The sequence below is a fragment of the Anaerococcus sp. genome, from assembly GCF_030825785.1.
GTDB lineage: Bacteria > Bacillota > Clostridia > Tissierellales > Peptoniphilaceae > Anaerococcus.
Genome location: NZ_JAPJPG010000007.1, coordinates 26,075 through 52,744, shown reverse-complemented (window position 1 = coordinate 52,744; position 26,670 = coordinate 26,075). Strand labels below are relative to the sequence as shown.

The window sequence follows — 26,670 nt, the reverse complement described above, 5'->3', positions numbered from 1 at the left end:
ACTACCTTTTTAGGAAAATTAAAGAAAAGTATGGTGACTTCGACATAAGAGTAATTAAAGAGCTCATACAGAAAATAAATAGTATATTTATAATTCTATATGGAATATATATTATTCTTTCTGTAATTTTATTGGATAATTTCTATAATATAGGAGAAGTAAAAGTAAAATTATCAACTCTAGAAATTGTCCTTCTAACTATATACTTGCTTTTAGGATATTTATTCTTAATTGTGGGAAGATTATCTATAGATAAGCAAAAGAAATCGCTAAAACTCATTATGATTACAGGATTTAGTCAGACTATATTTCTAATTGCAATTGGTGAAAACATAGTATCGATCTTACCTGTGCTCATCCTTATGGCTCTTGGATTCTATACTAGGGGTTTATTATTTAAGGAAAGATTTATATATAGTTGGGAAGAAAAGACAGTTGATTTCATGCTTATCCTGGTAGGATTTTTCTTCTATATTTTAAATATAAATAGGAATAAATACCACAGCTTGACCCTTAGCCTTGGATACATAATTCTTATCCTAGCTTTATTTATCCTAATTGCAAAAGCAATATTTTCTTATATGAAAAAGGGAGGAGATAATCTTTATAATACAAACTTAGATGATTTAGATACTTTGATAGATAAATATGGCTCAAGTCAATCTCTGGCTTCTGGATTATCATTTCTAAATGATAAATATATATACTATTATATCGATAAAGAAGGAGAAAAAACTGTAGCCTTTCAATATCAAATCATTAATAACAAGGCAATAGTCATGGGTGAGCCTTTTGGAAAAGAAGCGGATATTCCCTTAGCTTTATTTTGCTTTAACGAAGTATGTCAAAGGTCAGGCCTTAATCCTATATTTTATGAAGTAGGCGAGCAATTTACCCTTAGCCTACATGATTATGGATATGACTTTATGAAGTTTGGGGAAAATGCCATTGTAAGTCTTTCAGACTTCTCCCTAAAAGGAAGGAAGAAGTCAACGGAAAGAAATATTCTAAACAGATTTGCTAAAGAAGGATACAAATTTCAGATTGTATCTTTCCCATATACGGACGAATTTCTAGATAAGCTAGAAGATATATCAAACTCTTGGCTTAGGGATAGGAAGGAGAAGGGATTTTCTTTAGGATTTTTTGATAGAGATTATCTTAGAAAATCTGATATAGCAATCGTTATGGATAAAGACGAAGAAATAACTGCCTTTACCAATATTATGCCAAATAAAAATCCAGATGTCCTTACAATCGACTTAATGCGTTACGATCAAGATAAGAATGTAAACTCTATGATGGATTTTCTATTTCTTAATCTATTTATTTATGGGAAAGAAAATTCATACAAATATTTCAATCTTGGAATGGCGCCTCTGTCAAATGTAGGCCTTATGAAATCAGCCTACCTATCAGAAAGATTGGCATATCTTGTTTACACACATGGAAGCAGATTCTATTCATTTAAAGGCCTTAGAAATTATAAGCAAAAGTATGCTAGTATTTGGCTTCCTAAATACATGGCTTATGCCAAGGGGAATTGGCTCTTGTACTCACTATTAGCTGTATCCTTAATTGATAATAAACTTACAAAAAATAATAAATAATCTTTTGCAAAATGGAAATTAAAGTATAATAATTGTATCCTAGTAAAAGAATAGGGTATAAAGGAGTTTTTATGAAAGATAGTAAAATAATTTTAATTGGAGATGGAGCAGTTGGCTCCTCCTTTGCTTATGCTTCTACAATTCTAGGCATAGGTAGAGAGCTCGGAATAATTGACATAAATGAAGACAAGGCTTATGGCGACGCTATGGACTTATCTGATGCTTTAAGTTTTTCTAAGCCAAAGTCAATCTATAAGGCAGACTATAAGGATTGTAAGGATGCAGAAGTTGTTGTAATAACAGCAGGGATACCACAAAAGGACGGGGAGACAAGACTTGATCTAGTAGAGAAAAACCTATCTATTTTTAAAGACATGGTAGGAAAAGTTGTAGAATCTGGCTTTGATGGAATTTTTCTAGTAGCAAGTAACCCAGTAGATATTCTAACATATGCAACATGGAAATTCTCAGGATTTCCTGCAAATAAGGTAATAGGAACGGGAACAACCCTCGATTCTTCTAGATTTAAGAAAGAAATTGCTCAACTTATCGGCATAGATCCAAGAAGCGTCGATGCCTTTATCCTAGGTGAACACGGAGATAGCGAATTTGCAGTTTGGTCTCACACAAATATCGGTGGCCTACCAATTTATGAATGGGTTAAGGCAAACAGCGAAGTTGATGAGCTAGCCCTCCTCGATACTTTTGAAAAAACAAAAAATGCTGCCTATGAAATTATAAAAAAGAAGGGCGCAACATTTTACGGAATAGGCATGGCACTTGCAAGAATTGTTGAATCAATTATTAATGATGAGAACTCAGTATTTTCTGCATCATCATATCTTGATGGAGAATACGGACTTAAGGATATTTATATTGGAGTTCCAACGGTTATAGGTAAAGATGGAGCCAAGTGGGTTATAGAAGTGCCTTTGACTGATACAGAAAACGAAAGAATGCAAGCATCAGCCAAAACACTTAAAAAAATCATAGATGAATCATTTTAAACTGATAGAATTGAAGCGAGGTTAATCCTCGTTTTTTTTAATTAATTGAATGTGATTTCGTTATAATGAAACGTTATCATAGTAAAATATTTCTTTTTTGATTCTAATAATAACTATCAATAGAGCAGATACACAAGGCCTAGTACTATCTAATTGAGCAAAAATAATATTGACATGAAAACGTATATTTGATATTATAAGGATGATCAAATGATCAATTTTCATTTAGGAGGAAAAAATGAAAAAATTGGGTTTACTGCCAAGGCTAATCATAGCCATCATTTTAGGTATTCTAATCGGTCTATTTGGACCAGCAGTTCTTGTAAGAATATTAATTACCTTTAATGGACTATTTGGCAACTTCCTAAACTTTGTTATTCCTTTAATCATCATGGGATTTGTTATCCCAGGTATAGCAGATTTAGGAAATGATGCAGGTAAGACACTAGCTATTACTGCTGGAATAGCATATCTATCAACGGTAATATTCGGTACGGCTACATATTTCACAGGAAGCGCTATTTTACCACACTTCATAGATGCTGGTACAATGAACTTTAACCCTGACCAAAACACAGGCAAAGTCCTAGAACCTTTCTTTGAATCACCAATGGATCCTATATTTAGTGTAACAACCGCACTTATTATGTCATTCATACTTGGTGTAGGTATTGCTGCAGTTAAGGGAGAATTCCTTAAAAAAGCAGTACACGAGTTTTCTGATATTATTACAAAATTAATTTCAAACATAGTAATTCCTTTATTGCCTATCCACATTGCTGGTATTTTTGCTAATTTGGCATATCAAGGAACAGTAGTAAAAGTATTATCAGTCTTCTCAAAAGTATTCATAATGGTAATTATACTTCACTGGTTGACGATTTTGATCCAATACACGGTAGCAAGCTCTATGGGTGGTGGTAATCCATTTGAGAAAATCAAAAATATCTTCCCAGCTTATATGACAGCAGTAGGAACACAATCATCAGCAGCTACAATTCCTGTAACATTAAGACAAACCTACAAAATGGGTGTTAACAAGGGTATAGCAGACTTTGTTATTCCTCTTTGTGCAACGATCCACTTATCAGGTTCAACCATAACGATTACATCTTGTGCTATGTCTATACTCATGCTACAAGGTGGCGATGTATCTTTAGCTCACATGTTCCCATTCATATTGATGCTTGGTGTGACTATGGTTGCAGCACCTGGAGTACCTGGAGGAGCAGTAATGGCAGCTTTAGGTATATTACAATCAATGCTTGGTTTTACTGAGCCTATGACAGCGCTAATCATTGCTTTGTATGTTGCCCAAGACTCTTTTGGTACAGCTTGCAATATCTCTGGTGACGGTGCTATAGCATGTATGGTAAACAAAATTAGTGGATTCAAATTAGACCCACAAGCTAATGAAGCTTATATTGATGAATTAGTTAAATAAAAGAAAAAGTTAAAATAGGACTCATTTGAGTTCTATTTTTCCGCTCATATACATTTCTTTAATGTATTACATAAGGAGAGACAATGACTATTACAAGAAAAAAGAAAACAATGGATGGAAATACCGCCGCAGCACACGTATCTTACGCATTTTCTGATGTTGCAGCAATTTATCCAATAACACCATCTTCACCAATGCCTGAATTTATTGACAAATGGGCTGCTCAAGGTAGAAAAAACCTTTTCGGAAACGAAGTCTCAGTAACAGAGATGCAACATGAAGCAGGAGCTGCTGGTGCAGTTCACGGATCTTTAGCAGCTGGTGCTTTAACATCTACATATACAGCAAGCCAAGGATTCCTCCTAATGATTCCAGATATGTATAAGATGGCAGGTGAGAGACTTCCAGCAGTATTTCACGTAGCAGCTCGTTCCATTTCTACTTGTACAATTAACATGTACGGCGACCATCAAGACGTTATGGCAGGTAGACAAACTGGATTTGCAATGTTAGCATCTGGATCTGTTCAAGAGATTATGGACTTATCACCTGTTGCCCACTTAGCTGCAATTAAGGCAAGAATTCCTTTCGTAAACTTCTTCGATGGATTTAGAACAAGTCACGAGATTCAAAAAATCGAAGTTTGGGACTATGATCAATTTGAGGACATGGTTGATTATGATGCTATTGATGCTTTCAAAAACGATTCCCTATCTCCACATAGACCTACAATGCGTGGTGTATTTGAAAAGGGTGGATATTTCCAAAGAACAGAAGCACAAAATGAAGCCTATGATGGACTACCATCTATAGTTGAAGAATACATGGATAAGATTAACGAAAAAATAGGCACAGATTATTCACTATTCAACTATGTAGGTGATCCAGAAGCTACAGATATTATTGTGGCAATGGGTTCTGGTACTGATACAATCAACCAAACAGTCGATAGATTAAACGAAGAAGGTAGAAAAGTAGGACTAGTTAAAGTTCACCTTTATAGGCCATTTTCTGCTGAACACTTATTAAAAACAATACCAGAAACTGTTGAAAGAATAGCTGTATTAGATAGAACAAAAGAAAAGGGTTCTGTTGGGGAGCCTTTATACCTAGATGTAGTAGAAGTATTTGCTAATTCTGATAGAAATCCAAAGATTATTGGTGGTCGTTTCGGTCTTGGTCAAAAGGATACAAACCCAGCTCATATCAAGGCTGTATTTGATAATCTCGTAGAAGAAGACGCAAAGAATCACTTTACAGTAGGTATTGATGATGATGTGATGCATACATCACTTGATGTTGATAAAAGCTTCGTAATAGATGATGGTAAGACAAATAGATGTATCTTCTGGGGTAATGGTGGTGATGGTACTGTAGGTGCTAATAAAAACGCTATCAAGATTATAGGTGATAACACAGACATGTTTGCCCAAGGATATTTCGACTATGATGCTAAAAAGAGTAATGGTCTAACCCTATCTCACTTACGTTTCTCACCAAATCCAATTCATGCAGCTTATTTAATAGATGAGGCAGACTTTGTATCATGCTCTCCTCAAGCCTATGTAAAACAATATGACTTAACCAAAAACCTAAAAGACGGAGGAATTTTCCTTCTAAATACAATATGGAATATGGAAGAATTAGAAGAGCATATGCCAGCTTCTATGAAAAAAGATATAGCAGAAAGAAATATCCAGTTCTATACTGTAAATGCTTCAAAAATTGCCCTAGAAGTGGGCTTAGGCCATAGGACAAACATGGTAATCCAAACTGCCTTCTTTATCCTATCAAAGGTTCTACCAATTGACGATGCCATAGACTATCTAAAGGAATCTATCCAAGCTTCTTACGGTATGAAGGGCCAAGATATTGTCGATATGAACAACAAGGCAGTTGATAGGACTAGAGAAGAATTATCTAAGGTAGAAGTCCCAGAAAGTTGGAAGAACCTTAAGGTTGAGGCAGCAGAAGATAATTCTGATGAACCAGACTTCATTAGAAATATGGTTAAACCAATTATAAATCTTCACGAAGACGATCTTCCAGTATCAACCTACCTTCCATATGATGATGGACAATATATGGCAGGCACAAGCCAATATGAAAAAAGAGGTATTGCCTTATTCGTACCAGAATGGAAGATAGACAATTGTATCCAATGTAACCAATGTTCATTTGTTTGTCCTCATGCAACTATTAGACCATTCTTATTAGATGAAGAAGCTAAGGCAAATGCTCCAGAAGGCTTTGAAACAAAGAAAGCTATAGGTAAAGGCCTAGAAGGATATGAATTTAGGATTCAAGTATCTCCATATGACTGTATGGGATGTGGTAACTGTGTAGATGTATGTCCTGCCCCAACAAAAGCGCTAGAGATGAAGCCAATTGATGAGCAAATAGAAAAGCAAGCAGATAATTGGGAATATGCTCACAACAAGGTTGGCTACAAAGACGAAGAAATCGAAGCTAACAATGTAAAGAATTCACAATTCTCAAGACCATTATTAGAATTTTCTGGAGCATGTGCAGGTTGTGGTGAAACACCTTACGCTAAGCTAATTACACAACTATATGGAGACCACCAACTTATCTCAAACGCTACAGGATGTTCATCAATTTGGGGATCATCAGTGCCATCAATGCCATATTGTACAAACAACAAGGGAGAAGGTCCTGCTTGGGCATCATCACTATTTGAAGATGCAGCAGAATACGGTTACGGAATGCTTCTTGCAAGCAAGGCTAACAAACTAGCCCTAGAAAATCTAATGAAGAAATTCTTAAGTCTACACCTAACAAGCCCATTAAATGATGCATTTAATGAATGGTTAGAAAATAACAACGACTTTGAGTCAAGCAAGAAAGCTGCAATTAAGATAGAGTCACTTTTAGGAAATCAAATTGACGATCCAGAAGCTAAAAGAATCGTAGAAAGAGTAAAAGCACTTAGGGACTATATGGTTAAGAAGAGCCAATGGATATTCGGTGGTGACGGTTGGGCTTATGATATAGGATTTTCAGGAGTAGATCATGTCCTAGCAAGTGGTGAAGATATCAATATCATAGTATTCGACACAGAAGTTTACTCTAATACAGGTGGCCAATCTTCAAAGGCAACCCCACTTGCTGCAGTTGCTAAATTTGCCGCATCTGGTAAAAAAGTACGTAAAAAAGACCTCGGTCTAATGATGACAACCTATGGTTACGTATATGTTGCACAAGTAGCTATGGGAGCAAACCAAGCGCAAACCCTTAAGGCAATCAAGGAAGCTGAGGCTTATCCAGGTCCATCATTAATTATTGCCTACGCTCCATGTATCAACCACGGTATCAAGGCTGGAATGGGCAAGACTCAAAGAAGAGAAAAAGAGGCAGTTGCTTCAGGTTACTGGCACCTATGGAGATTCAATCCACTTCTAGCAACAGAAGGCAAGAATCCATTCATTTTAGATTCAAAAGATCCAGATGAATCCTTCCAGGAATTCCTCCAAGGGGAAGTTCGTTACGCATCACTTAAGAAGGCCTTCCCTGAAAGTGCAGACCAACTATATGCAGAAGCAGAAGAAGCAGCACGTGAAAGATTAGAATCTTACAAGAAAATGGCAGAAGAAAAATAAAAGAGGTAGTTATGACAGCAAATTTAGAAATGATTAAAGAAGCAAGAGAAATTCTTGAAGGTAACATCGAAAAGACTCCAATCTATACAGCATCTAGAATGGGTGAAAACCTCTATATCAAGATGGAAAACTTACAAAAAACTGGTTCCTTCAAACTTAGAGGAGCCTTCAACAAGATTGCCCACCTTACTGATGAGCAAAAGAAAAAAGGAGTAATATCTTGCTCGGCTGGAAATCATGCCCAAGGTGTGGCTCTTTCAGCAACAAGACAAGGAATCAAATCATACATCTGTATTCCATCAATTGCACCTCTTTCTAAAATCGAAGCAACTAGGGGCTATGGTGGTGAAGTAATCATAGTAGATGGAACCTTTGATGATGCACAAGCTAAGGCTTATGAGCTTCAAAAGGAAAGAGATCTAACTTACGTTGCACCTTTTGATGATGAATATGTACTATCAGGTCAGGGTACAATAGGTCTTGAGATATTAGATCAACTTCCTGATGTAAAATACATCGTAGTTCCAATCGGTGGAGGTGGACTAATTTCAGGAATTGCCCTAGCTGTAAAATCTATAAGACCAGATGTAAAGATTATCGGTGTAGAACCAGAAACAGCAGCTTCAATGCTTGCTTCAAGGAAAGCTGGTAAAATCGTAACTTTAGATTCTGCAAACACTATGGCTGATGGTATAGCTGTCAAAAAACCAGGCGAGATTACCTTCGATCTATGCGAAAAATATGTCGATGAAATAGTAACAGTATCAGAAGATGAAATAACCAATGCTATCCTAAGACTTCTAGAAGAAAGTAAGGTAAGTGCAGAAGGAGCAGGAGCTTCATCTGTCGCAGCAGTTCTTTCAAACAAATATGATTTCTCAGATGGGAAAGTCTGTGCGGTTCTTTCTGGTGGTAATATTAACGTTAACACAATCTATCAAATCATTAATTCTGGTTTATTCAAAACTGGAAGACTTACAGAAATTACCACAAGAATCTCCGATAAACCAGGTGAACTAATCAGACTTCTTACCATAATCAAAGATTTAGGTGCAAATATCAAGGATATCGACCAATTCAAATCAGCTGAAACAGTTGGATTTGATCATGCTGTAGTAAGAATAATAGCAGAAACTTACAATATAGATCACAGAAATCAAGTATACCAAGCTTTAGCAGATGCTGGTTATGAAGAAAGTCATATAAGACGAGATAAATAGATTAGGTAAAGAAATATGGTGCACGGAATACTTTCGTGCATCTTTTTCTTTACCTATTATTCACAGATGATAAGATTTTTTATTTCAGATTTTCCTTGATTATGGTAGAATATAATTAATTGTTAGATTTCAGAAGGAGGATTTATGTCAGATTATATTATTAGTTCTGAATCTATAATGGATTTATCTGCCGACTATGTAAAAGAAATCGGCGTAAGTTTTATAAAATCAAATTTCGAACTTAAGGGAGAAATATACTTAGATGATTTTGGCCAAAGTTTGGATATGGAAGAATTCTATATAAATATGGAAGAAGGTGCAGCTCCAAGCACAGCTGCTATTAATACCCAAGCTTACTTAGACTATTTTGAAGAACTTCTACAAAAGGATATGGACATTATTCATGTTTGCTTATCCTCAGGCCTATCTATTCAATACTCATGTCTCATCCAGGCAATTGAAACACTAAAGAAAAAATATCCTGAAAGAAAAATTTACCCTATAGATTCAAAGATGGCTTCTTCTGGTGTGGGTCTTCTTGTAGATAAACTTGTAAATCTCAAAAAAGAAGGTATGGGCATTGAAGACCTATATGAATGGGCAAAAGAAAACACCCTCCGTGTCATAAGCTATACTAGCAATGAAAATCTAGAATATGTAGCAAGAGGGGGAAGAATTTCTAAAACTGCAGCCAATATTGGAAATCTTCTCAAAATATGTCCTTTAATAGAAATTGATGATGAAGGTCATATGCAGGTAACCCAAAAGATAAGAACAAAGAAAAAACTTCTCAAAACCTTAGTAGATAGGATGGAGAAAAATGCTATCGGAGGCCTTGATTACGACGACAAATTATTTATAAGTCACGCTAGCAATGAAAAGACAACCGAGGAATTGAAGGAAATGATGGAAGATAGATTTAAGAAAATATCTTCTATAGATATATTTGAAATTGGTCCTACTATTGGTAGCCACATAGGTCCTGGAACTATTACAATGTTCTATTGGGGCGAGAAGCGACTAAGATAATCATGAAAAAAACCTTATCCAAAAATTTAATTTGTCTATTAAAATTAGATAAATAATTAGTAGACATAAGAGGGCTATATTACCTACAAAACATTATAATTAGCAAATACAATTATTTATGGTGAAGATGCTCTAGAATGCCTATCAATTATTGGTTGTAAGAAAGCAGTTCTTGTAGGCAGCAGAAATTAGAAAATTAAATAAAAAATTCGGTATTGCTCCTAACATTAAAGAAGGAAAAAATACAGTCATCATCGAGGAAGATTTTCTAAATCATCTAGATTTAATGAGCGAAAATGCCTTTAAGGATGCTTGCACATTGACTAATCCTAGAGAAACTTCAGCTAGTGATATCAAGAAAATTTACAAGACGAGCTACTACGGAGAAAAGATAGACTTCTAGTAAATAAGGGATGTTTAATTTAAGCGATGGATAATTATCTCAAAATTAAGGGGTAAATAGTTTTCCTTTCCATTAATATGAATTAAACATCTCTTTTTCCTATAGTATAATATATAGGAAAGAAGGTAGAATATGAATTTTTTTGAAAAATCTAACGAAATTAAAGAGTATATGATTGATATAAGAAGAAGAATTCACGAAAATCCAGAACTTGCTTTTGACTTGGAAGATACAAGTAAGCTTGTCAAAGAAGAATTAGATAAATTAGGGATTAGCTATACTTCCCCAATAGAAAATTCAGTACTTGCAAGTTTGGGCAAGGGGGATAGGACGATATTATTAAGAGCCGATATGGACGCTCTTCCAATACAAGAAGAAAATGATTTGGATTTTAAGTCCAAAAATCAATGCGGACACATGTGCGGCCATGATTTTCATACAGCAATGCTTTTAGGAACTGCCAAAATCTTAAAGGAAATAGAAGAAGACCTTGATGGTGTTGTCAAATTAATGTTTCAACCCGCTGAGGAAATCCTAGAGGGTTCAGAAAAAATGATAGAAGCGGGAATCCTAGACAATCCTAAGGTAGATATGGCAGTTATGGTTCATATGGATACTACTAGACCCGTGGGTATCTATATAAAAGAAGGGCAGATGGCTACATCAAATAATAACTTCAGGATAGAGGTTAAGGGTAAGTCATCTCATGGGGCTATGCCAGAAAATGGAGTAGACGCAAGCTTTGTTGCAAGTCAAATTGTAAATGGCTTACAAGAGATTGTAACAAGGGAGCTTTCCTTTACCAAGGGAGCGGTACTTACTACAGGTCATATCAAGGCAGGATCTGCTCCTAATATAATACCAGACAAGGCTATTATCGAAGGAACTTGTAGGAGTTATCATGAAGAAAGTAAAAAGCATATCCAAAAAAGAATTCCAGAACTTAGTAAATATATAGCCAAAGCCTATAGGGCAGATTCGACATTTGAGATTCTTTCGGATGTTCCTGCTATAATTAATGATAAGGACTTTTATAAAGACGCTATTAGAGTCTTAGAGAATGTTAAAGAAGAAAATAAGGGCTTTAACTTAATAGATGATTGTGAAGCTGTTACGGCAAGCGATGACTTCGCAAATGTAGCAAGGCTTGTTCCGTCCTTAATGCTGATGGTTGGTTGTAAAGTAGAAAATGGCGAGGTCTATCCTCTCCATAATGGTAAGGCGATCTTTAATGAAGATTCAATTGTCTATGGTCCTACTACTATGGCAAGTCTTGCCTATGATTATTTGAAAGGAGAAAATAAATGAAATTAATTTGTTATAAAAGATGTACAACATGTAAGGGCGTTAAAAAAATGCTCGATGAGAAGAATATTTCTTATGAATTAAGAGATATAAAGGATGAAAACCCTACAAGAGATGAACTAAAATCTTGGCATGAAAAAACAGACTATGATATTAAAAGATTTTTCAATACATCAGGGAAAATTTACAGAGAAGAGAACTTAAAAGATAAGTTAAAGGAAATGACTTTAGATGAAAAATATGACCTCCTAGCAACAGATGGAATGCTAGTTAAAAGGCCAATTCTTTTTACTGATGATGGTGAGATTCTAGTCGGACCAGATGTCAAAAAATACGTAGAGACTTTATAATGAATATAGATTTAAATAAAATAGCAGGGCTTGATGATGAGAAATGTCTTGATGAATTAATAAACTTTATCAAGATTCAAGTATCTGATGAAGAAAATCCTATAGCTCTAATGGCCAATGTTTCTGCTTTTATAAAGGCCTATGTGAGGGATTTGAATTGGGCAGGCTTTTATATAGTAAGAGAAGAAGGCTTAATACTTGGACCCTTCCAAGGACTTCCAGCTTGCACTAAGCTTTCCTTTGATAAGGGAGTTTGTGCCAAGGCTTATAGGGATAGGGAAATAGTTAAGGTCGATGATGTAGGAGAGTTTAAAGATCATATAGTTTGTGATAGTAATTCCAAATCTGAGCTTGTGATTCCCATATTTAATGAAGAAGACCTAGTCTGTTTAATAGACCTTGACTCACCAAAGCCAGCTCGCTTCACTGAATTAGAGCTAGAGAAATTTAGGGAGATTGGTCAAATTTTAGAAAATAGAATCTATTTATAAGAATAAGGTATGCCGCTGACTTATAATCATAAAGCCCTATTGATTGTGATTTATGATGACTATTATCAGTGGCTTTTTAGATGAATTAAAAATCTTATCTAATTTTAAATTGTAAAAATATCTTGAAATTATATAAAATACTTATATTTTTTTTCATTTATTAGTATAATAATCGGTAAGGCAGATAGAATTAAATAAAAAAACTTATATAATATTACTAATATACTTTTAAATGAAAAGAGAGGTTTGTATGACACATGCTAGCTATATAATTAGTGCAACATCTTCTGTCGATATTAGCGAAGAACTCTTTGAAAGGTTAGATGTAAAATGGATTCCGTTCCATTATCAGATAGATGGAAGAGATTACTTAGATGATTTGGGAGAAAGTATAAGTCTTAGCGACTTTTATGAAAAAATGATTGCAGGATCTTATTCAACCACCAGCCAAATAAATGTTTTTGAATATCTTAATTATTTTGAACAATTCTTAGAAAAAGGTAATGATATAATTCACCTTTGCTTATCTTCAGGAATAACAGGTGAATACAATAATGCTTTAATAGCTAAAGAAGAGCTTGCTGAAAAATATCCTGAAAGAAAGATATATGTTCTAGACTCGCTTAATGCTTCGGCTGCCCAACTTTTTCTAGTCAAAGAGATGGCGAAAATGAGAGACCAGGAAAAAAGTATAGAAGAGATAAATGATTGGTTGATAAACAATAGGGACAGGGTTAATGGATGGTTTTTAAGTTCTGATCTAACCTATTATATTAGGGGAGGCAGAATATCCAAGACCAAGGGAACTGTCGGCAATGCCTTAAATATTTGTCCGGTTATGGAAGTCAACAGATTTGGGGAGCTAATCGTAAGAGAAAGGGTAAGGACCAAAAAGCGTGCTATCAAGGTTCTTTTAAAGAAGATGGAAAGTTTTGCTGATGATGGTAAAGACTATGATAATAAATGTTTGATTATTCATTCCCATGACTATGAAGGAGCCCTAGATCTTAAGGAAAAACTTTTAGAAAAATTTCCTAATATAGAGAAGGATATTGAAATTTATCAGTTTGGAACTATAATAGGTTCTCATACGGGACCAGGTACCCTAGCTGTGGTATTTTGGGGTCAAGAAAAGGGAAGATAGTTAGGAGGGTGAATGAGACTAAGACATAAGCCAAATGCGATTCCTGAGATGAGGGAAAATAATAAAATATATTTTGATGCGAGCGTAAATAAGGGAAAATGGAAGGAAATTTTTGGCAATGATAATCCTATCCACCTAGAAATTGGAGCTGGTAAGGGAGACTTTGTCACACAAATGGCAAATTTACATAATGATATAAACTATATAGCCTTAGAGATGAATACAAATGCCTTTGTTGTAGCTAGCAGAAAGATGTTAGATGAAGATATGAAAAATGTCAGAGGCATAATTGGAAATGCCGAAAATCTTGAAGACTTCTTTGAGAAGGGTGAAGTTGATAAAATCTACCTCAATTTCTCTACTCCGTGGCCTAAAAAACGCCACCATAAGAGGAGGCTATCTCACAAGAGATTTCTAGATAGATATGAAAAAATAATATCTGATGGAGCGGAAATTGAGCTAAAGACTGATAATGAAGATTTCTTTGATGCAAGCTGCCTCTATTTTGAGGACTTTGGTATGGAGATTGAAGAAGACGATATGGACTTAGATATCAATAAATCAGTTGTTACAGAATATGAGGCGAAATTTAGGAAAAGAGATATGCCAATATATTTTGTAGCTGCAAAATTTTTAAATTAGTAAGGGAAAGAGCCTATGAAAACTAAAAAAGCTAAAAGATTACTCAGTGGATTTATTATTCTGATATTTCTAGTATTTGTTTCCTATTTCTTTGGGATGAAGGCAGGAGTATTTAAGACTAAAGAAGAAGTAACAAGCGACATTGTAAAGGAACAACTAGTAAGCGTTAAGGAGCTTACTACATTAAAATATAGATACACAAATGTAGGATCATTTGAAAATGACAATGAATTTTATGGAATCAAAATTCCTTTCACTACCAAGAAATTTATCATATCCTATGATGGAGAAATTAGTGCGGGAATAGATTTAGATAAGGCCAAGGTAGATATTAATGATGAGAAGAAAGCTATAAATATATCCCTACCTCAAGCCAAAATCTTATCCCATCAGATAGATGAGGACTCTCTTACAATCTTTGATGAGAAAGAATCTATCTTCAACCAGCTAAAGATAAAAGATTTCTCAGAATTTCGTAAAAATGAAATGAAAAAGACTGAACAAGAACTCTTAGAAAAGGGCTTTTTGGAAGAAGCAAGGGATAAGAGCAAGGATGCTATTATAGAAATATTAAATATCAATCCTTTAATTAAAGATGAATATACAGTAAAGGTAAATTAAAAAAATTCGCTAAGCTATCATGACTAAGATAGCTAGCGGATTTTTAGCTTAAGAAAAAACTTACTAAAGGATAAAGTATTATTTGATGGGCCAGATAAATTGGCATAGAAAGTCTTCCGATCCTTGCAAGAATATTGTCATTTCCCTTACTTACATTCTTTTCTTTAAGATGATTTCCTGCGCTTAGCCCAGTAAGATAAGCGAAAATCCAAGGTATTAAAGGAAAATAATCTGTTGAAGCAAAGCTTGATGAAGGAAAACCTAATATAAAGATATTATTTTCATATAAATCATCAAATAATCTAAAGCCAGTCAAGGAAGCTCTTGGTATATTATAAGTTCCTACAAAAATCAAGAGGAAAATAATAGCAAAGTATGGAGGAATCTTCCAGAATCTTTGGATAAGTCCGGCAATTATCATAGAAAGTCCCAACCCGTTTAAGACTCCCCAAACAATTAATTGGTTCTTAGCGAAAACATATGTGATTAATGTAATAGCAAAGCCAAAGAGTGAAGTTTTTATTCCTCTTTTTATATTCTTGTTATAATTGAGAAGGCTTGATGTGATTCCTGATATTATAAAAAATGATAAGGCTATAGATATTTGCCATATTCGGTTTAAAGTAGTTCCATCATACCAGCTTATAGGTCTAAAATAATTTATATTATAGGCCAGGTGGAAAAGAACCATCGATATAATAGTAAATCCTCTAAAGCTATCCAAATAATAATTTCTCTTCATATAAACTCCTTGTTTAAATTATACCACATAGGGTAAATGTCTAGTAAGTCGGAAGAAGAGAAAAGGAGTTTACATGAAAAAGATAGCAGTACTAGTAGAGTCACTATTCGAAGAAAGTGAATTAATATACCCATACCACAGACTAAGAGAGGACTTCGACGTTGTCCTTGTAGGAAGAGCGAGAAGGATGTAGAGTATCCATCTAAGGCTGGATACAAAGTGAAATCAGATATCTCAAGCAAAGAAGCTGATCCAAGTGAATTCGACGGAGTATATATACCAGGTGGCTACTCACCAGATGGAATGAGACAGCATGAGGCTACTATTGAATTTGTCAAAAAAGTTCACGAAAATGGTAAGCCAATCGCTGCTGTATGCCACGGTCCATGGGTTGTAGCTGACGCAGGACTTTTGGATGGAATAAAGGCAACATCAACTCCTACTATCAAAAACGATCTAATAAATTCTGGAGCAAAATGGGAGGATAGGGAAGTAGTTGTAGATAATAAGGCAATTACAAGTAGATCTCCTAAAGACCTACCAGCCCATGTAAAGGCCTTTGTTGAAGCTTTAAAATAATATAAGATTTTAGCCCCAAAATCCCTAGGGATGGCGGGGTTTTCTCTTGCCCAAAAGGTCTTTATTAATTATAATATGAAGGTGGAGGACATAATGGAAAATTTTAATCAATACTACGAATTTATATTAAATAGGGGAAGTACAAATGGAGGTCATAGTTTAGAGAAAATAAAAAGTCTCTTAGAATATTTTGACAATCCCCAGGATAAAATAAAGGTGATTCATATCGCAGGAACTAATGGCAAGGGATCTACTGCCAATATGATCGCCAATACACTTTCAAGGAAAAATAGGGTCGGCCTATTTACTTCGCCATATATGACCAAGATAAATGAAGCTATATCAATTTCTGGAGTTGATATAAGCGATGAGGGTTTTGCAGAAATTATTGATAGGTTGAAGAAGCCTTTGGAAGAACTTGATAAAAAAGGACTCCATAATTCTTATTTTGAAGTCTTGACAGCTATAATGTATATTTATTTTTATGAAAAAAAGGTAGATGTCGCTGTGGTAGAAGTAGGACTAGGAGGAAGTCTTGATTCAACTAATATTATAAAAGATCCGATAGCCTGTGTCATTACCACTATCTCAAAAGATCACATCCAAATCTTAGGAGATAGCCTAGAAGAAATAGCCCAAAATAAGGCGGGAATTATAAAAGATAATTCAGATGTTTTTCTGTATCCAAAGAAAGGTTCGGTGAAGGAAGTTTTCTTAGAAAAGATAGAAGATACTTCTAGCAGACTCCATACTTTTGATAAGAAAGAGATTTATATAATAAAAACAGGACCTGATTATAATGAATTTTCATTTAGGTCTTATAAGAATATTAAGACAAGGCTTGTTGGAATCCATCAGATATATAATGCAGTGACGGCTCTTATAACTTTGGATTTCCTAAAAGATGAGTTTTCTATCTGTGAAAAAGATATTTATGAAGGCTTATTAACTACTAGAAATCCTGGTCGACTTGAACTTATAAATAAGAATCCAAGAGTTTTAGTCGATGGATCTCATAATAGAGAAGCCATAGATGCCTTGATTGACTCTATATCTTCTTATAAATATAGAAAACTTATCGTTGGATTTTCTATTTTAAAGGATAAGGATTATGATTATGTAATTGATAGTCTGGCTAAGATCGCTGATGAAATCATAGTTACAGGAATAAAGGATAATCCTAGGGCTTTTGACACAGATGAACTTTACAGCTTAGTCAAGGATAAAGCAAGAGGACTAATAGAGATTAAAGATCCAATAGAAGCTTATGAGTATTCCAAAAAAACAGCGAGTGAAGACGACTTGGTTATTTGGTGTGGTTCCTTATATTTGGTGGGAGATATATTAAAACGCGAAAAAAGCTTCTTAAAAGGGAGCCTAGAGTAAGCCTTTGATTTGAGTAAAGAAGATTGAGGGGGATAGCTTTTCTGATCCCCTCTTTTTTATTGTTAGGATATGGAGATTTTTCTTAGCTCTAGTCATGGCAACATACATAACCCTTCTTTCTTCTTCGATTTTATTTACAATATCTTCATTATCAACTATGATAGGAAACTCGTTTTTTACCATGTTGATTACAAAGACATTATCATATTCCAAGCCCTTAGACTTATGGATGCTTGAAAGGATCAAGTCAGAATTAGAAGATGAGAGCTTCTTATAAAGCTTGTCTTTCTTGTTATAAAAGTCTTCTATAGTTTTTAAATTTTTTGTAAAATTAACCATTGATTCAACGAAGAGGTCTTTATTTACGACTTCTTCCCTGTATTTCTTACTGAAATTTGATATATATGACTTGTAGTCCATATATTTATAAATATAGGATATCTTCTTATCAAGACTTAGATTTCTTATGTGTTTTAATTGTTTTTCCTTTTGGACTAGGGTTTCGATCTTGTAATCTTCCAGATTCAGTTCATAAAGGGCTTCAAAGACATTTTTATTAATAGCCTTAAAGGAGAGCCTATCTACTTCTTTTTTCTTAAGAAAAGTCCCCATCTTATAATAAATCTCGCAAAAAAGGTCGAGCCTATCAAAATCATCAGAAAATTCAATAATATTAAATAAATCATCTATAATTTTTGACTCAAAGAAATCGAGACTAGAAATATTTATAGAAAAGTCGATATCATCTTCCATTAGAAAAGAAATAATGTTTACTGCTTTGATATTATTCCTAAATAAAATTGAATTTTTTTCTCCTTGATTCATATTTTCTATGATAAATTTGTATTGATCTTTTACGTTTCTTAGACTTTTGATTGATATTTGTCCCAAAAAATCATTTTTAGTGAACAAATCCTTAGGATAACGATCTTGATTAATATCTATAAAAGCCTTGGATAGATTTACTATCTTTCTTGAAGATCTGTGGTTTTCCGTCATCTCTACGATTTTTAAATTTGAGTATTTGCTTTTTAAATTGAGTAAGTAGGCTACATTGGCAGCTCTAAAGGAGTATATCGACTGGTCATCATCAGCTACTATCATCAAGTTATTTAAGGGAGCTGAGATTTTTTCTATAATTTTAAATTGAATTAAGGAAGTATCTTGTCCTTCGTCTACTTGTATATGCTTATATTTATTCCTAATAGAACGTAAAAGTCTTGGATCATTTTCAATTAGCTTAAGAGCTATAACTTGCATATCATCAAAATCTATATAGAAATTTCTTATTTTAAAATTCTCATAGGCCCTATATATTTGAAGACAGTTTGTAATCTTTGAATCTAATAGAAAAGTTTCATCTATCATTGCATTTTTCATATAAGAAGTTAATCTAAAAAACTCATTGAGATCTTCTTTTGATATTTTTTTATTATTGATATTAAAATAAATCTTACTAATCAAATCGTATTTATTATAGAGGTCATCGGATTCCAATAGTCTTAGATTCCTATTATTTTGTTTGAGATAATTTCTTATAATTAGATAGCAAAAGGCATGAATGGTCATAAAATTTGTTTTTGAGGACTTATATCTTTCTTTCATATCTAGGGCCTGGGCTTTAGAGAAGGTTATGGTAAGGATGTGCTTTGGATCAACTGTTTCTGAAAGAAAGTTTATTCTTTCCAAAAGCATGGTAGTTTTTCCTGCTCCAGGGCCAGCAAGAACCAAAATCGGACCATCTTTGTGCTTTAAGGCTAAATATTGTTGGCTAGTTAGTTTCATATCTATATTTTATCATATTAATTTCTTTAAATATATGTTAAAATATAAGAAGAAGAAAATAATAGATGGGGGAAATAATGCTTACACAAAATTTTTTGAAATCAAGAACATCAACTAGAGACTTTAAAGAAGATAATTTATCAAACAAAGTAGTAGAAGAATTAAATAAAGAAATGGAAGCTTCTGCTGTAGAACATGGAAAAGAAGACATCAAATTCTTACTACTAACAGATGGTGATGAAGTTTATCAAAAACTCCAAGGCCTCGCTGGCTACAAGGGAGTTATGATTAAGGCTCCAAGCTACATTGCTTTGAATACTCTAAATGACAAAAAAGAGACCTATGTCAAGGCCGCTTACGCAACAGAAGAGCTCATCACTAAATTAAATGAACTTAATCTTGGTAATTGCTGGATTACAGTAAGTGAGGTAGAAGAGGATATCAAAAAATCTGCCTTCAACTATACAGAAGGCGATGTTTCAATACTCTTAGCTATAGGTTATCCAATAGATGAAACAGTTAGAGAACACAAATACTATGATAGACTAGCAAACTCTGACTTGGTATATATCGATAGCTTTGACAATCCTGCAAGTGATGAAGATTTAGAGCAAAGAGGCCTTAGTAGCATCTTTGATTATGCGAAATACGCTCCATCAGCATACAATGCTCAACCATGGAGATTCCTAATAGAAGATGATAAACTTTCAATCTATATCAAAGACTATGCAGGCGATGTAAATTTAATAGATGCTGGTATAATAATGTATTATATTGACGAATTAGGAAAGACAATTTCATCTAATAGCAAGTGGGACATCGAACCAGTTGTTGATGGGAAGGAATATATCTATATTGCAAGTAAGAATTTATAGAATAATGGGCGCTCAAGCGTCCTTATTTTAATGAAGGAGTTAGAATTGATAAGATTATATACAGAAAAAGATTTTGAAAAAATGAGAGCTGCAGCAGAAATTCTCTGCCAAACTCATTTAGCTATAAGAGAAGTTATTAGAGAAGGAGTAACAACTCTTGACCTTGATAAATTTGCCAATGAGTTTATTACAAAACACAAGAAGGCAATCCCTGCCCAACTAGGTTATGGTGGTTTTCCATTTACTCTATGTATTTCAGTAAATGATGAAATATGCCACGGCTACCCAACAGATTATGTTCTCCAAGAAGGAGATATTGTTTCAATAGATAATGTAATAGACCTTGACGGTGGTCTTGCTGATTCTTGCTGGACTTATACAATTGGAAATATGAGTGAAGAAGATCAAAGATTAGTTGATGTCGATCTAGAATGTCTAAAAAGAGGAATAGAGGCCGCTGTTGTTGGAAATAGAATAGGGGATATCGGAGCTGCTATTCAAGAATATGTTGAAGATGAGAATGGATTTTCTGTTATAAGAGACTTTATAGGTCATGGAATAGGCAAGGAAATGCACGAAGATCCACAAGTTCCTCACTACGGAAAGGCAGGAAGAGGACCTAGAATCGAAGCTGGCATGGTATTTACTATTGAGCCAATGATTGCAGCTGGTGATTGGAAGATGAAAGTTGATGATAACGGTTGGACCGCAAGAACAAGAGATGGTTCTAAATGCTCACAATTCGAACACCAACTAATAATCCATGAAGACGGTCCAGAAATAATAACCGATCAAGATAAGTTCAAGTTAACAGAAGAGGACCTGGACTTTATAGAAAATTATAAAAAAAGAAATAATCTATAGTAAAAGCACGGCATAGGGCCGTGCTTTTACATATCTTCTAAAGATATTTGGTTTTTGTATTTTTCTTTTTCTTTCATTTTTTTGTTATAACAAGATCTGCACAAAGGTTCGTATAAGTCTTTTGATCCAATTTGGATACGAGATTCATCTGAGGTCTTTCTGTAAGAGGCCCAAGCATCTTCACCGCATGAAGCGCAAATTGCGTGATGCTTTACTAGCTCGTCTGCTATAGGCATGATTTCTTTTATAATCTCAAATGGTTGAGTCTTATAGTCCATATCAAGTCCTGATACAACTATAGTAATCTTCATTGCCATTAGTTCGTTGAATATTTCTATAACTTCGCTAGGATCATTAGGGAAGAATTGTAATTCATCAATTCCTATACAATCTATATCATTATTTTTAGCGTAGGTTAAGATTTCTTTTAGGTTTTCGACCTTATGAGCGTCCAATTCTAAGTTATCGTGGCTTACAATTTTCTTTTCGTCATCTCTATTATCAATCGATGGTTTAAAGGCTACGATTTTATAATTCGCTATTCTCATCCTATAAAGCTCTCTCCAAAGGGAGGTTGTTTTTCCTGAAAACATGGAGCCTGTGTGGACGATTAATCTTCCTTGCTTTTTCATAGTATCCCTATACATTAAACTTAAAGTTGACTACATCCCCATCTTGCATGATGTAATCTTTTCCTTCTTGCCTTAGTAGACCTTTTTCTTGTGCCTTGTGTATTGAACCAGATTCTACCAAGTCATCATAAGAGACGATTTCTGCCTTGATAAATCCTCTTGATATATCAGAATGGATTTTGCCAGCAGCATCTACTGCCTTGGTACCATTTGCTATAGTCCAAGCTCTTGTTTCCATTTCTCCAGTCGTCAAAAAGGACATTAGGTTTAGTGTCTTATATGAATCCTTGATTACCTTATCTGTACCAGATTCTTCAAGTCCAAGCATAGCTAAGAACTCTGCTCTCTCTTCTTCATCTTCAATTTCGGAAATTTCTTGCTCTATTTTAGCTGAAACTACAGAAACTTCGGCTCCTTCACTTTTTGCAAACTCACGAACCTTCTCTACATAAGGATTACCCTTACCATTATTTGCGGCGTCTTCTTCATTTACATTACATACATATATGATTGGTTTGGTAGAAAGAAGCTGATAGGCTCTAAGCATTTTATTTTCGTCCTCATTTAAGTCTAATATTCTTGCGGATTTGCCTTCTTCAAGAACTTCCTTAATTCTTTCTAGAAGCTCAACTTCACTTCTTACGCTCTTATCACTTCTTGCGACCTTTTTTCTTTTTTCTAAGACCTTATCTACAAGTTCAAGATCAGAGAAAATCAATTCAAGATTTATAGTTTCAATATCTCTTAGTGGGTCAACTGATCCATCAACGTGGGTTACATTAGCATCATCAAAGCATCTTAAAACTTCAACTATTGCTTCTGTTTCTCTAATATTAGATAAGAACTTATTTCCAAGTCCTTCACCCTTGGAAGCACCCTTTACTAACCCTGCAATATCATAAAACTCTACAACTGCTGGAACTATCTTTTTGCTAGAGCTCATTTCTGATAGAACTTCTAGTCTTTGATCAGGTACATTTACAAGACCAACATTTGGATCTATAGTCGCAAATGGATAGTTGGCAATAAGCGCACCTGCTTTGGTAATGGCGTTGAATAATGTTGATTTTCCAACATTAGGCAAGCCTACTATTCCTAATTTCATTTAATCACTCCATCCACTTTTTTTATTTTTGCAATGATTATATTATAATTGTTTTAAGAGAAATATCAATCAGAATATAAGATGAATTATTGCTAATAGTTACTTGTTTAATCTCTTTTTTCAAATTAATTATGTAAAGAGATTATTATTAGTATAATAGATTTAGATGATTACTTTAAGATTTTAAGGAGAGAATTATGAATATCAACGAACGATTAGAAAAACTTAGAAATCTAATGAAAGAAAGAAATATAGATGCATATATAGTACCTACTTCTGATCCACATCAGTCAGAATATTTATCTGATTTTTACAGGACTCGTGAATTTATAACTGGCTTTACAGGATCTGCTGGAACAGCCCTTATAACTATGGATGATGCACTTCTATGGACCGATAGCAGGTATTTCTTGCAAGCTGCTAAGGAACTTAAACATTCTGAGTTTAAATTGATGAAAATGGGAGTAGAAGGTGTCCCTAATCTAATCGAATACTTGGATGAAAATATTGGAGAGTTTGGGAAAATTGCTTTCGATGGTAAAAGCTTCTCAGTAAAAGCCTACAAGGACCTAAGCGAAAGTATGGGTGCAAGGATTTTGGTATCTGATGTTGATTACATCTCTCAAATCTGGACTGATAGACCTAGCCTAAGAAAAGACAAGGCTTGGATTATGGAAGATAAGTATGCAGGCGAAAGTATATCGCAAAAGCTTCTTCGCCTTAGAAATATCATGGCAGATAGGGATTATGATTATACCTTTATAGGATCACCGGAGGATATTTGCTATCTTTTAAATATTAGGGGTAATGATATTGATTACAATCCTGTTCTTTTATCATATTCTTTGATATCCAAGGATGAAGCTTACTTGTGCATTGATGAGGAGAAAATTCCTGGAGAAGTAAGTGATTATCTAGAAGCTAATGGAGTGAAACTATATTCTTACGATTCTATTTTTAAACTTCTAAATAATATTGCAGGAAAAAATAGAATATTCCTAGACCCTGAGAGAACAAATGTAGCCATATATGACAGTATAAATTCTAATGTTAAGGTAAGTCTCGGTACAAATATAACAACTGATATGAAGGCAATTAAAACTGATGTCGAAATAGAAAACATCAAAAAGGCCTATATTAAAGACGGTATTGCCTTGACTAAGTTTTTCTCTTGGCTCGAAATTGGGGCAAAGACTGGCAATTTAAACGAGCTTTTAGCAAGCAAGAAACTCCAAGATTTAAGAAAAGAAGATGAATCCTACATCGAAGATTCCTTCGAAACAATAGCAGGCTATAAGGAAAATGCAGCTATAGTACACTATGCTCCACAAGCTACAGGATCTAAGACAATCAAAAACGAGGGGATGATCTTAGTCGATTCTGGTGCTCATTATAAAGAGGGAACTACAGATATTACTAGAACTGTAGCGTTGGGAAGGCTTACCGATCAGGAAAAAACTGATTACACCCTAGTGTTGAAATCATTCTTAAGCCTATTTCTGGCAAGATTTAAGGATAAGACTAATGGCCAAAGATTAGATGCTATAGCAAAATATCCCTTATGGCAAGCAGGAAAGGACTTCTTCCATGGAACAGGCCACGGTGTTGGATTTGTACTTACTGTACATGAAGGACCACAAAGAATTTCAGAAAGAGATGATAGCCAATTTGTCGAAAACATGACTACATCAATTGAACCAGGTCTTTATATAGAAAATTCTCACGGAATAAGAATTGAAAATGAAGCCTATGTAAAAAGAGATATGGAAAATGAATTTGGAAAGTTTAATCAATTTGAAAGTCTAACCTATGTTCCAATAGATACAAGACCAGTTAAGACTGAAATGCTAAATAGAGATGAGATTGACTTGCTAAACGAATATAACAAGAACTGTTTTGAAAAGTTAAGTCCATATCTTGAAGGTGCGGAATTAGAATATTTGAAAGAGAGTTGTAAAGCAATTTGACAAAAAAAAAGATTAAAGATAAGTTAAAAGAACTTCCAGATCTACCTGGCGTTTATATAATGCGAAATGCTTGTGACGAAATTATTTATGTAGGCAAGGCAATTTCTTTAAAAAGGCGAGTGCGCCAATATTTTGACAATAACAAAAACAAGGGGGCTAAGGTCCTTGCCATGGTCAAAAATATCGACCATTTCGAATACATTATTGTTCAAAATGAGGTAGAAGCCTTAGTTCTTGAGAGCAATTTAATCAAAAAGAATAGGCCTAGATATAACATCGTTCTAAGAGATGATAAGCAATATCCTTATATTAAAATCTGTAAGGAGAAGTATCCTAGAATAAAAAAGGTTAGGCAAGTTGTAAAGGATGGGGAACGATACTTCGGGCCCTTTCCTGACGCCTATGCGGTAAATGATGCTATCGACTTATTTCACCTATATTATCCCTTTAGAACTTGCAATCTAAATTTCGATAAGGGGGCAAGGCTCGATAGGCCCTGTCTAAATTATTTCATCCATAAGTGCAAGGGGCCTTGTGTAGACAAGGAGGATGAAGAAAGATATTTAGATCATATAGATGATGTAGTTAAGTTTCTAGAGAATAAATCAGAAAAAATTCCAAATTGGGTTCTCGCAAGGATGGATGAGTCGAGTGCGGAATTAAATTTTGAGATGGCGGCAAAATACAGGGATTACTATAGGGCTTTATCTGTGATTTCTGAAAGACAGAATGTTACAGAAACAGGAGGAGATGATGTAGATATCATAGCCATGAGTAAGGGCATGAACTCTATCATAATCCAGGTTTTCTTTATGCGTATGGGAAAGATTGTCGATAGAGAGCACTTCATAATCAAAAATGATTTTATGGAAACTGATTCAGATATTATGTCTTCATTTATCAAGCAGTTTTACCTAGATATAATGTATGTCCCTAAAGAAATTCTAGTTCAATATATGCCAGATGACCTCGATTCTATTAGCGAATTCTTATCTAGAAAGAAAAAATCTAAGGTATATATTCACAATCCAAAACTTGGAAAGAAAAAAGAACTTGTTGATATGGCAAGCCGTAACGCTCTCGATATGAGGATTAAGTATGATAAAAGAGTTGAAAGAAAAGAAAGAAAGAAATCTTCAGGAATAAATCAGCTCATGGATATATTAAATCTCAAAGATGTATTTAGACTTGAATGTTACGATATATCCAATACTTCAGGAGTCCTTTCGGTAGGATCAATGGTGGTCTTTGAAGGAGGTATTCCAATTCCTAAGGAATATAGGAAGTTTAAGATAAAGACAGTAATAGGTAGCGATGATTACGCTTCCCACAGGGAAGTTCTCACAAGGAGGCTTAAGAGAGGCTTAGATGAGAAAGATAAGGGAAATACCCAAACAGGTTTTGGATCTCTACCTGATTTGATCTTGATGGACGGAGGAAAGGGACAGGTATCCATAGCAAAAGAAGTTATAGCTAGCTTGGGATTATCTATAGAAGTTGCAGGCCTTGTGAAAGACGATAAGCATACAACAAGGGCAATAGTCTACAACAACGAAGAAATCGCTATTAACAGAAGAGATCCAGTGTATAAGCTTATCTATGAAATCCAAGAAGAGGCTCATAGATTTGCAATCAACTACCACAGAAAGTTGATGCAAAACACAATGAAGACATCAGAGCTAGATAATATAAAAGGAGTTGGCGAGAAGACGAGGAAAAACCTATACAAGCATTTTGGGACTATTTCAAATATAAAAAAGGCAAGTGTTGAAGACTTAATGGAAGTTCCCTTGGTAGGTAAGGTACAAGCTTTAGAAATATACAAATACTTTAGACTGAAAGGATAGAT

At 34.4% G+C, this 26,670-nt stretch carries 22 protein-coding genes; 18 read left to right on the top strand and 4 right to left on the bottom strand.

Features of this window, described 5'->3' with window-relative positions:
- The 12 genes from RCH56_RS02095 to RCH56_RS02040 all read left to right on the top strand — a co-directional run.
- A partial coding sequence (locus RCH56_RS02095) for a phosphatidylglycerol lysyltransferase domain-containing protein (RefSeq protein ID WP_306483344.1) occupies nt 1–1,610 on the top strand: 1,610 nt, incomplete at its 5' end.
- 71 nt (nt 1,611–1,681) lie between these two features.
- Nucleotides 1,682–2,617, top strand: a complete 936-nt coding sequence (locus tag RCH56_RS02090; protein WP_306483343.1) for an L-lactate dehydrogenase — start codon at nt 1,682–1,684, stop codon at nt 2,615–2,617.
- Nucleotides 2,618–2,855: 238 nt separating this feature from the next.
- Nucleotides 2,856–4,061 carry a dicarboxylate/amino acid:cation symporter gene (locus RCH56_RS02085; protein ID WP_306483342.1) on the top strand — a complete coding sequence of 402 codons (1,206 nt, stop codon included), beginning with the start codon at nt 2,856–2,858 and terminating at the stop codon, nt 4,059–4,061.
- A gap of 83 nt (nt 4,062–4,144) precedes the next feature.
- The gene (nifJ, locus tag RCH56_RS02080) at nt 4,145–7,681 is read left to right on the top strand and encodes a pyruvate:ferredoxin (flavodoxin) oxidoreductase (protein WP_306483341.1); all 3,537 of its coding nucleotides are present in this window, start codon (nt 4,145–4,147) and stop codon (nt 7,679–7,681) included.
- 11 nt (nt 7,682–7,692) lie between these two features.
- Entirely contained in the window at nt 7,693–8,901 is a 1,209-nt protein-coding gene (gene ilvA / locus RCH56_RS02075; RefSeq protein ID WP_306483340.1) for a threonine ammonia-lyase, read from the top strand.
- Nucleotides 8,902–9,045: 144 nt separating this feature from the next.
- Nucleotides 9,046–9,930 carry a DegV family protein gene (locus tag RCH56_RS02070; RefSeq protein ID WP_306483339.1) on the top strand — a complete coding sequence of 295 codons (885 nt, stop codon included), beginning with the start codon at nt 9,046–9,048 and terminating at the stop codon, nt 9,928–9,930.
- A gap of 535 nt (nt 9,931–10,465) precedes the next feature.
- The gene (locus RCH56_RS02065) at nt 10,466–11,641 is read left to right on the top strand and encodes a M20 family metallopeptidase (protein ID WP_306483338.1); all 1,176 of its coding nucleotides are present in this window, start codon (nt 10,466–10,468) and stop codon (nt 11,639–11,641) included.
- Nucleotides 11,638–11,988, top strand: coding sequence for a Spx/MgsR family RNA polymerase-binding regulatory protein (locus RCH56_RS02060; protein ID WP_306483337.1), 351 nt, complete (start codon nt 11,638–11,640; stop codon nt 11,986–11,988). Before RCH56_RS02065 ends, RCH56_RS02060 begins: the two co-directional genes overlap by 4 nt.
- On the top strand, nt 11,988–12,479 hold the full coding sequence (locus tag RCH56_RS02055; protein ID WP_306483336.1) for a GAF domain-containing protein: 492 nt from the start codon (nt 11,988–11,990) through the stop codon (nt 12,477–12,479). Before RCH56_RS02060 ends, RCH56_RS02055 begins: the two co-directional genes overlap by 1 nt.
- 250 nt (nt 12,480–12,729) lie before the next feature.
- Nucleotides 12,730–13,623 carry a DegV family protein gene (locus RCH56_RS02050; protein ID WP_306483335.1) on the top strand — a complete coding sequence of 298 codons (894 nt, stop codon included), beginning with the start codon at nt 12,730–12,732 and terminating at the stop codon, nt 13,621–13,623.
- 12 nt (nt 13,624–13,635) lie between these two features.
- Nucleotides 13,636–14,265, top strand: coding sequence for a tRNA (guanosine(46)-N7)-methyltransferase TrmB (gene trmB, locus RCH56_RS02045; protein WP_306483334.1), 630 nt, complete (start codon nt 13,636–13,638; stop codon nt 14,263–14,265).
- Between the two features lie 15 nt (nt 14,266–14,280).
- Nucleotides 14,281–14,886, top strand: a complete 606-nt coding sequence (locus RCH56_RS02040; RefSeq protein WP_015777984.1) for a DUF4230 domain-containing protein — start codon at nt 14,281–14,283, stop codon at nt 14,884–14,886.
- 43 nt (nt 14,887–14,929) lie between these two features.
- Here the strand turns inward: RCH56_RS02040 and RCH56_RS02035 are convergent, their stop codons facing one another.
- Nucleotides 14,930–15,628 (bottom strand): heparan-alpha-glucosaminide N-acetyltransferase domain-containing protein, encoded by a 699-nt coding sequence (locus RCH56_RS02035; protein WP_306483333.1) that lies wholly within the window; start codon nt 15,626–15,628, stop codon nt 14,930–14,932.
- 219 nt (nt 15,629–15,847) lie between these two features.
- Between RCH56_RS02035 and RCH56_RS02030 the strand changes: the two genes are divergently transcribed.
- Nucleotides 15,848–16,207, top strand: a complete 360-nt coding sequence (locus RCH56_RS02030) for a DJ-1/PfpI family protein (RefSeq protein WP_306483332.1) — start codon at nt 15,848–15,850, stop codon at nt 16,205–16,207.
- Nucleotides 16,208–16,300: 93 nt separating this feature from the next.
- Nucleotides 16,301–17,593, top strand: coding sequence for a folylpolyglutamate synthase/dihydrofolate synthase family protein (locus RCH56_RS02025; RefSeq protein ID WP_306483331.1), 1,293 nt, complete (start codon nt 16,301–16,303; stop codon nt 17,591–17,593).
- On the opposite strand, the gene RCH56_RS02020 is transcribed toward RCH56_RS02025, so the two are convergent.
- Nucleotides 17,585–19,378 (bottom strand): ATP-dependent helicase, encoded by a 1,794-nt coding sequence (locus tag RCH56_RS02020; protein ID WP_306483330.1) that lies wholly within the window; start codon nt 19,376–19,378, stop codon nt 17,585–17,587. The two genes, RCH56_RS02025 and RCH56_RS02020, sit on opposite strands and share 9 nt — an antisense overlap.
- A gap of 77 nt (nt 19,379–19,455) precedes the next feature.
- On the opposite strand from RCH56_RS02020, the gene RCH56_RS02015 reads away from it, so the two are divergent.
- On the top strand, nt 19,456–20,253 hold the full coding sequence (locus tag RCH56_RS02015) for a nitroreductase family protein (RefSeq protein WP_306483329.1): 798 nt from the start codon (nt 19,456–19,458) through the stop codon (nt 20,251–20,253).
- Nucleotides 20,254–20,298: 45 nt separating this feature from the next.
- Complete coding sequence (gene map, locus RCH56_RS02010; RefSeq protein ID WP_306483328.1) at nt 20,299–21,117, top strand: type I methionyl aminopeptidase; 819 nt, start codon at nt 20,299–20,301, stop codon at nt 21,115–21,117.
- A gap of 26 nt (nt 21,118–21,143) precedes the next feature.
- Here the strand turns inward: map and RCH56_RS02005 are convergent, their stop codons facing one another.
- Both RCH56_RS02005 and ychF read right to left on the bottom strand, forming a co-directional pair.
- Nucleotides 21,144–21,749, bottom strand: coding sequence for a thymidine kinase (locus tag RCH56_RS02005; RefSeq protein WP_306483327.1), 606 nt, complete (start codon nt 21,747–21,749; stop codon nt 21,144–21,146).
- A 7-nt stretch (nt 21,750–21,756) separates the two neighbouring features.
- Nucleotides 21,757–22,854 (bottom strand): redox-regulated ATPase YchF, encoded by a 1,098-nt coding sequence (ychF, locus tag RCH56_RS02000; RefSeq protein ID WP_306483326.1) that lies wholly within the window; start codon nt 22,852–22,854, stop codon nt 21,757–21,759.
- A 197-nt stretch (nt 22,855–23,051) separates the two neighbouring features.
- Between ychF and RCH56_RS01995 the strand changes: the two genes are divergently transcribed.
- Together RCH56_RS01995 and uvrC are read left to right on the top strand one after the other, a co-directional pair.
- Entirely contained in the window at nt 23,052–24,821 is a 1,770-nt protein-coding gene (locus RCH56_RS01995; RefSeq protein WP_306483325.1) for an aminopeptidase P family protein, read from the top strand.
- Nucleotides 24,818–26,668, top strand: a complete 1,851-nt coding sequence (gene uvrC, locus RCH56_RS01990; protein ID WP_306483324.1) for an excinuclease ABC subunit UvrC — start codon at nt 24,818–24,820, stop codon at nt 26,666–26,668. The genes RCH56_RS01995 and uvrC overlap by 4 nt, the downstream gene beginning before the upstream one ends.
- Nucleotides 26,669–26,670: the final 2 nt, after the last annotated feature.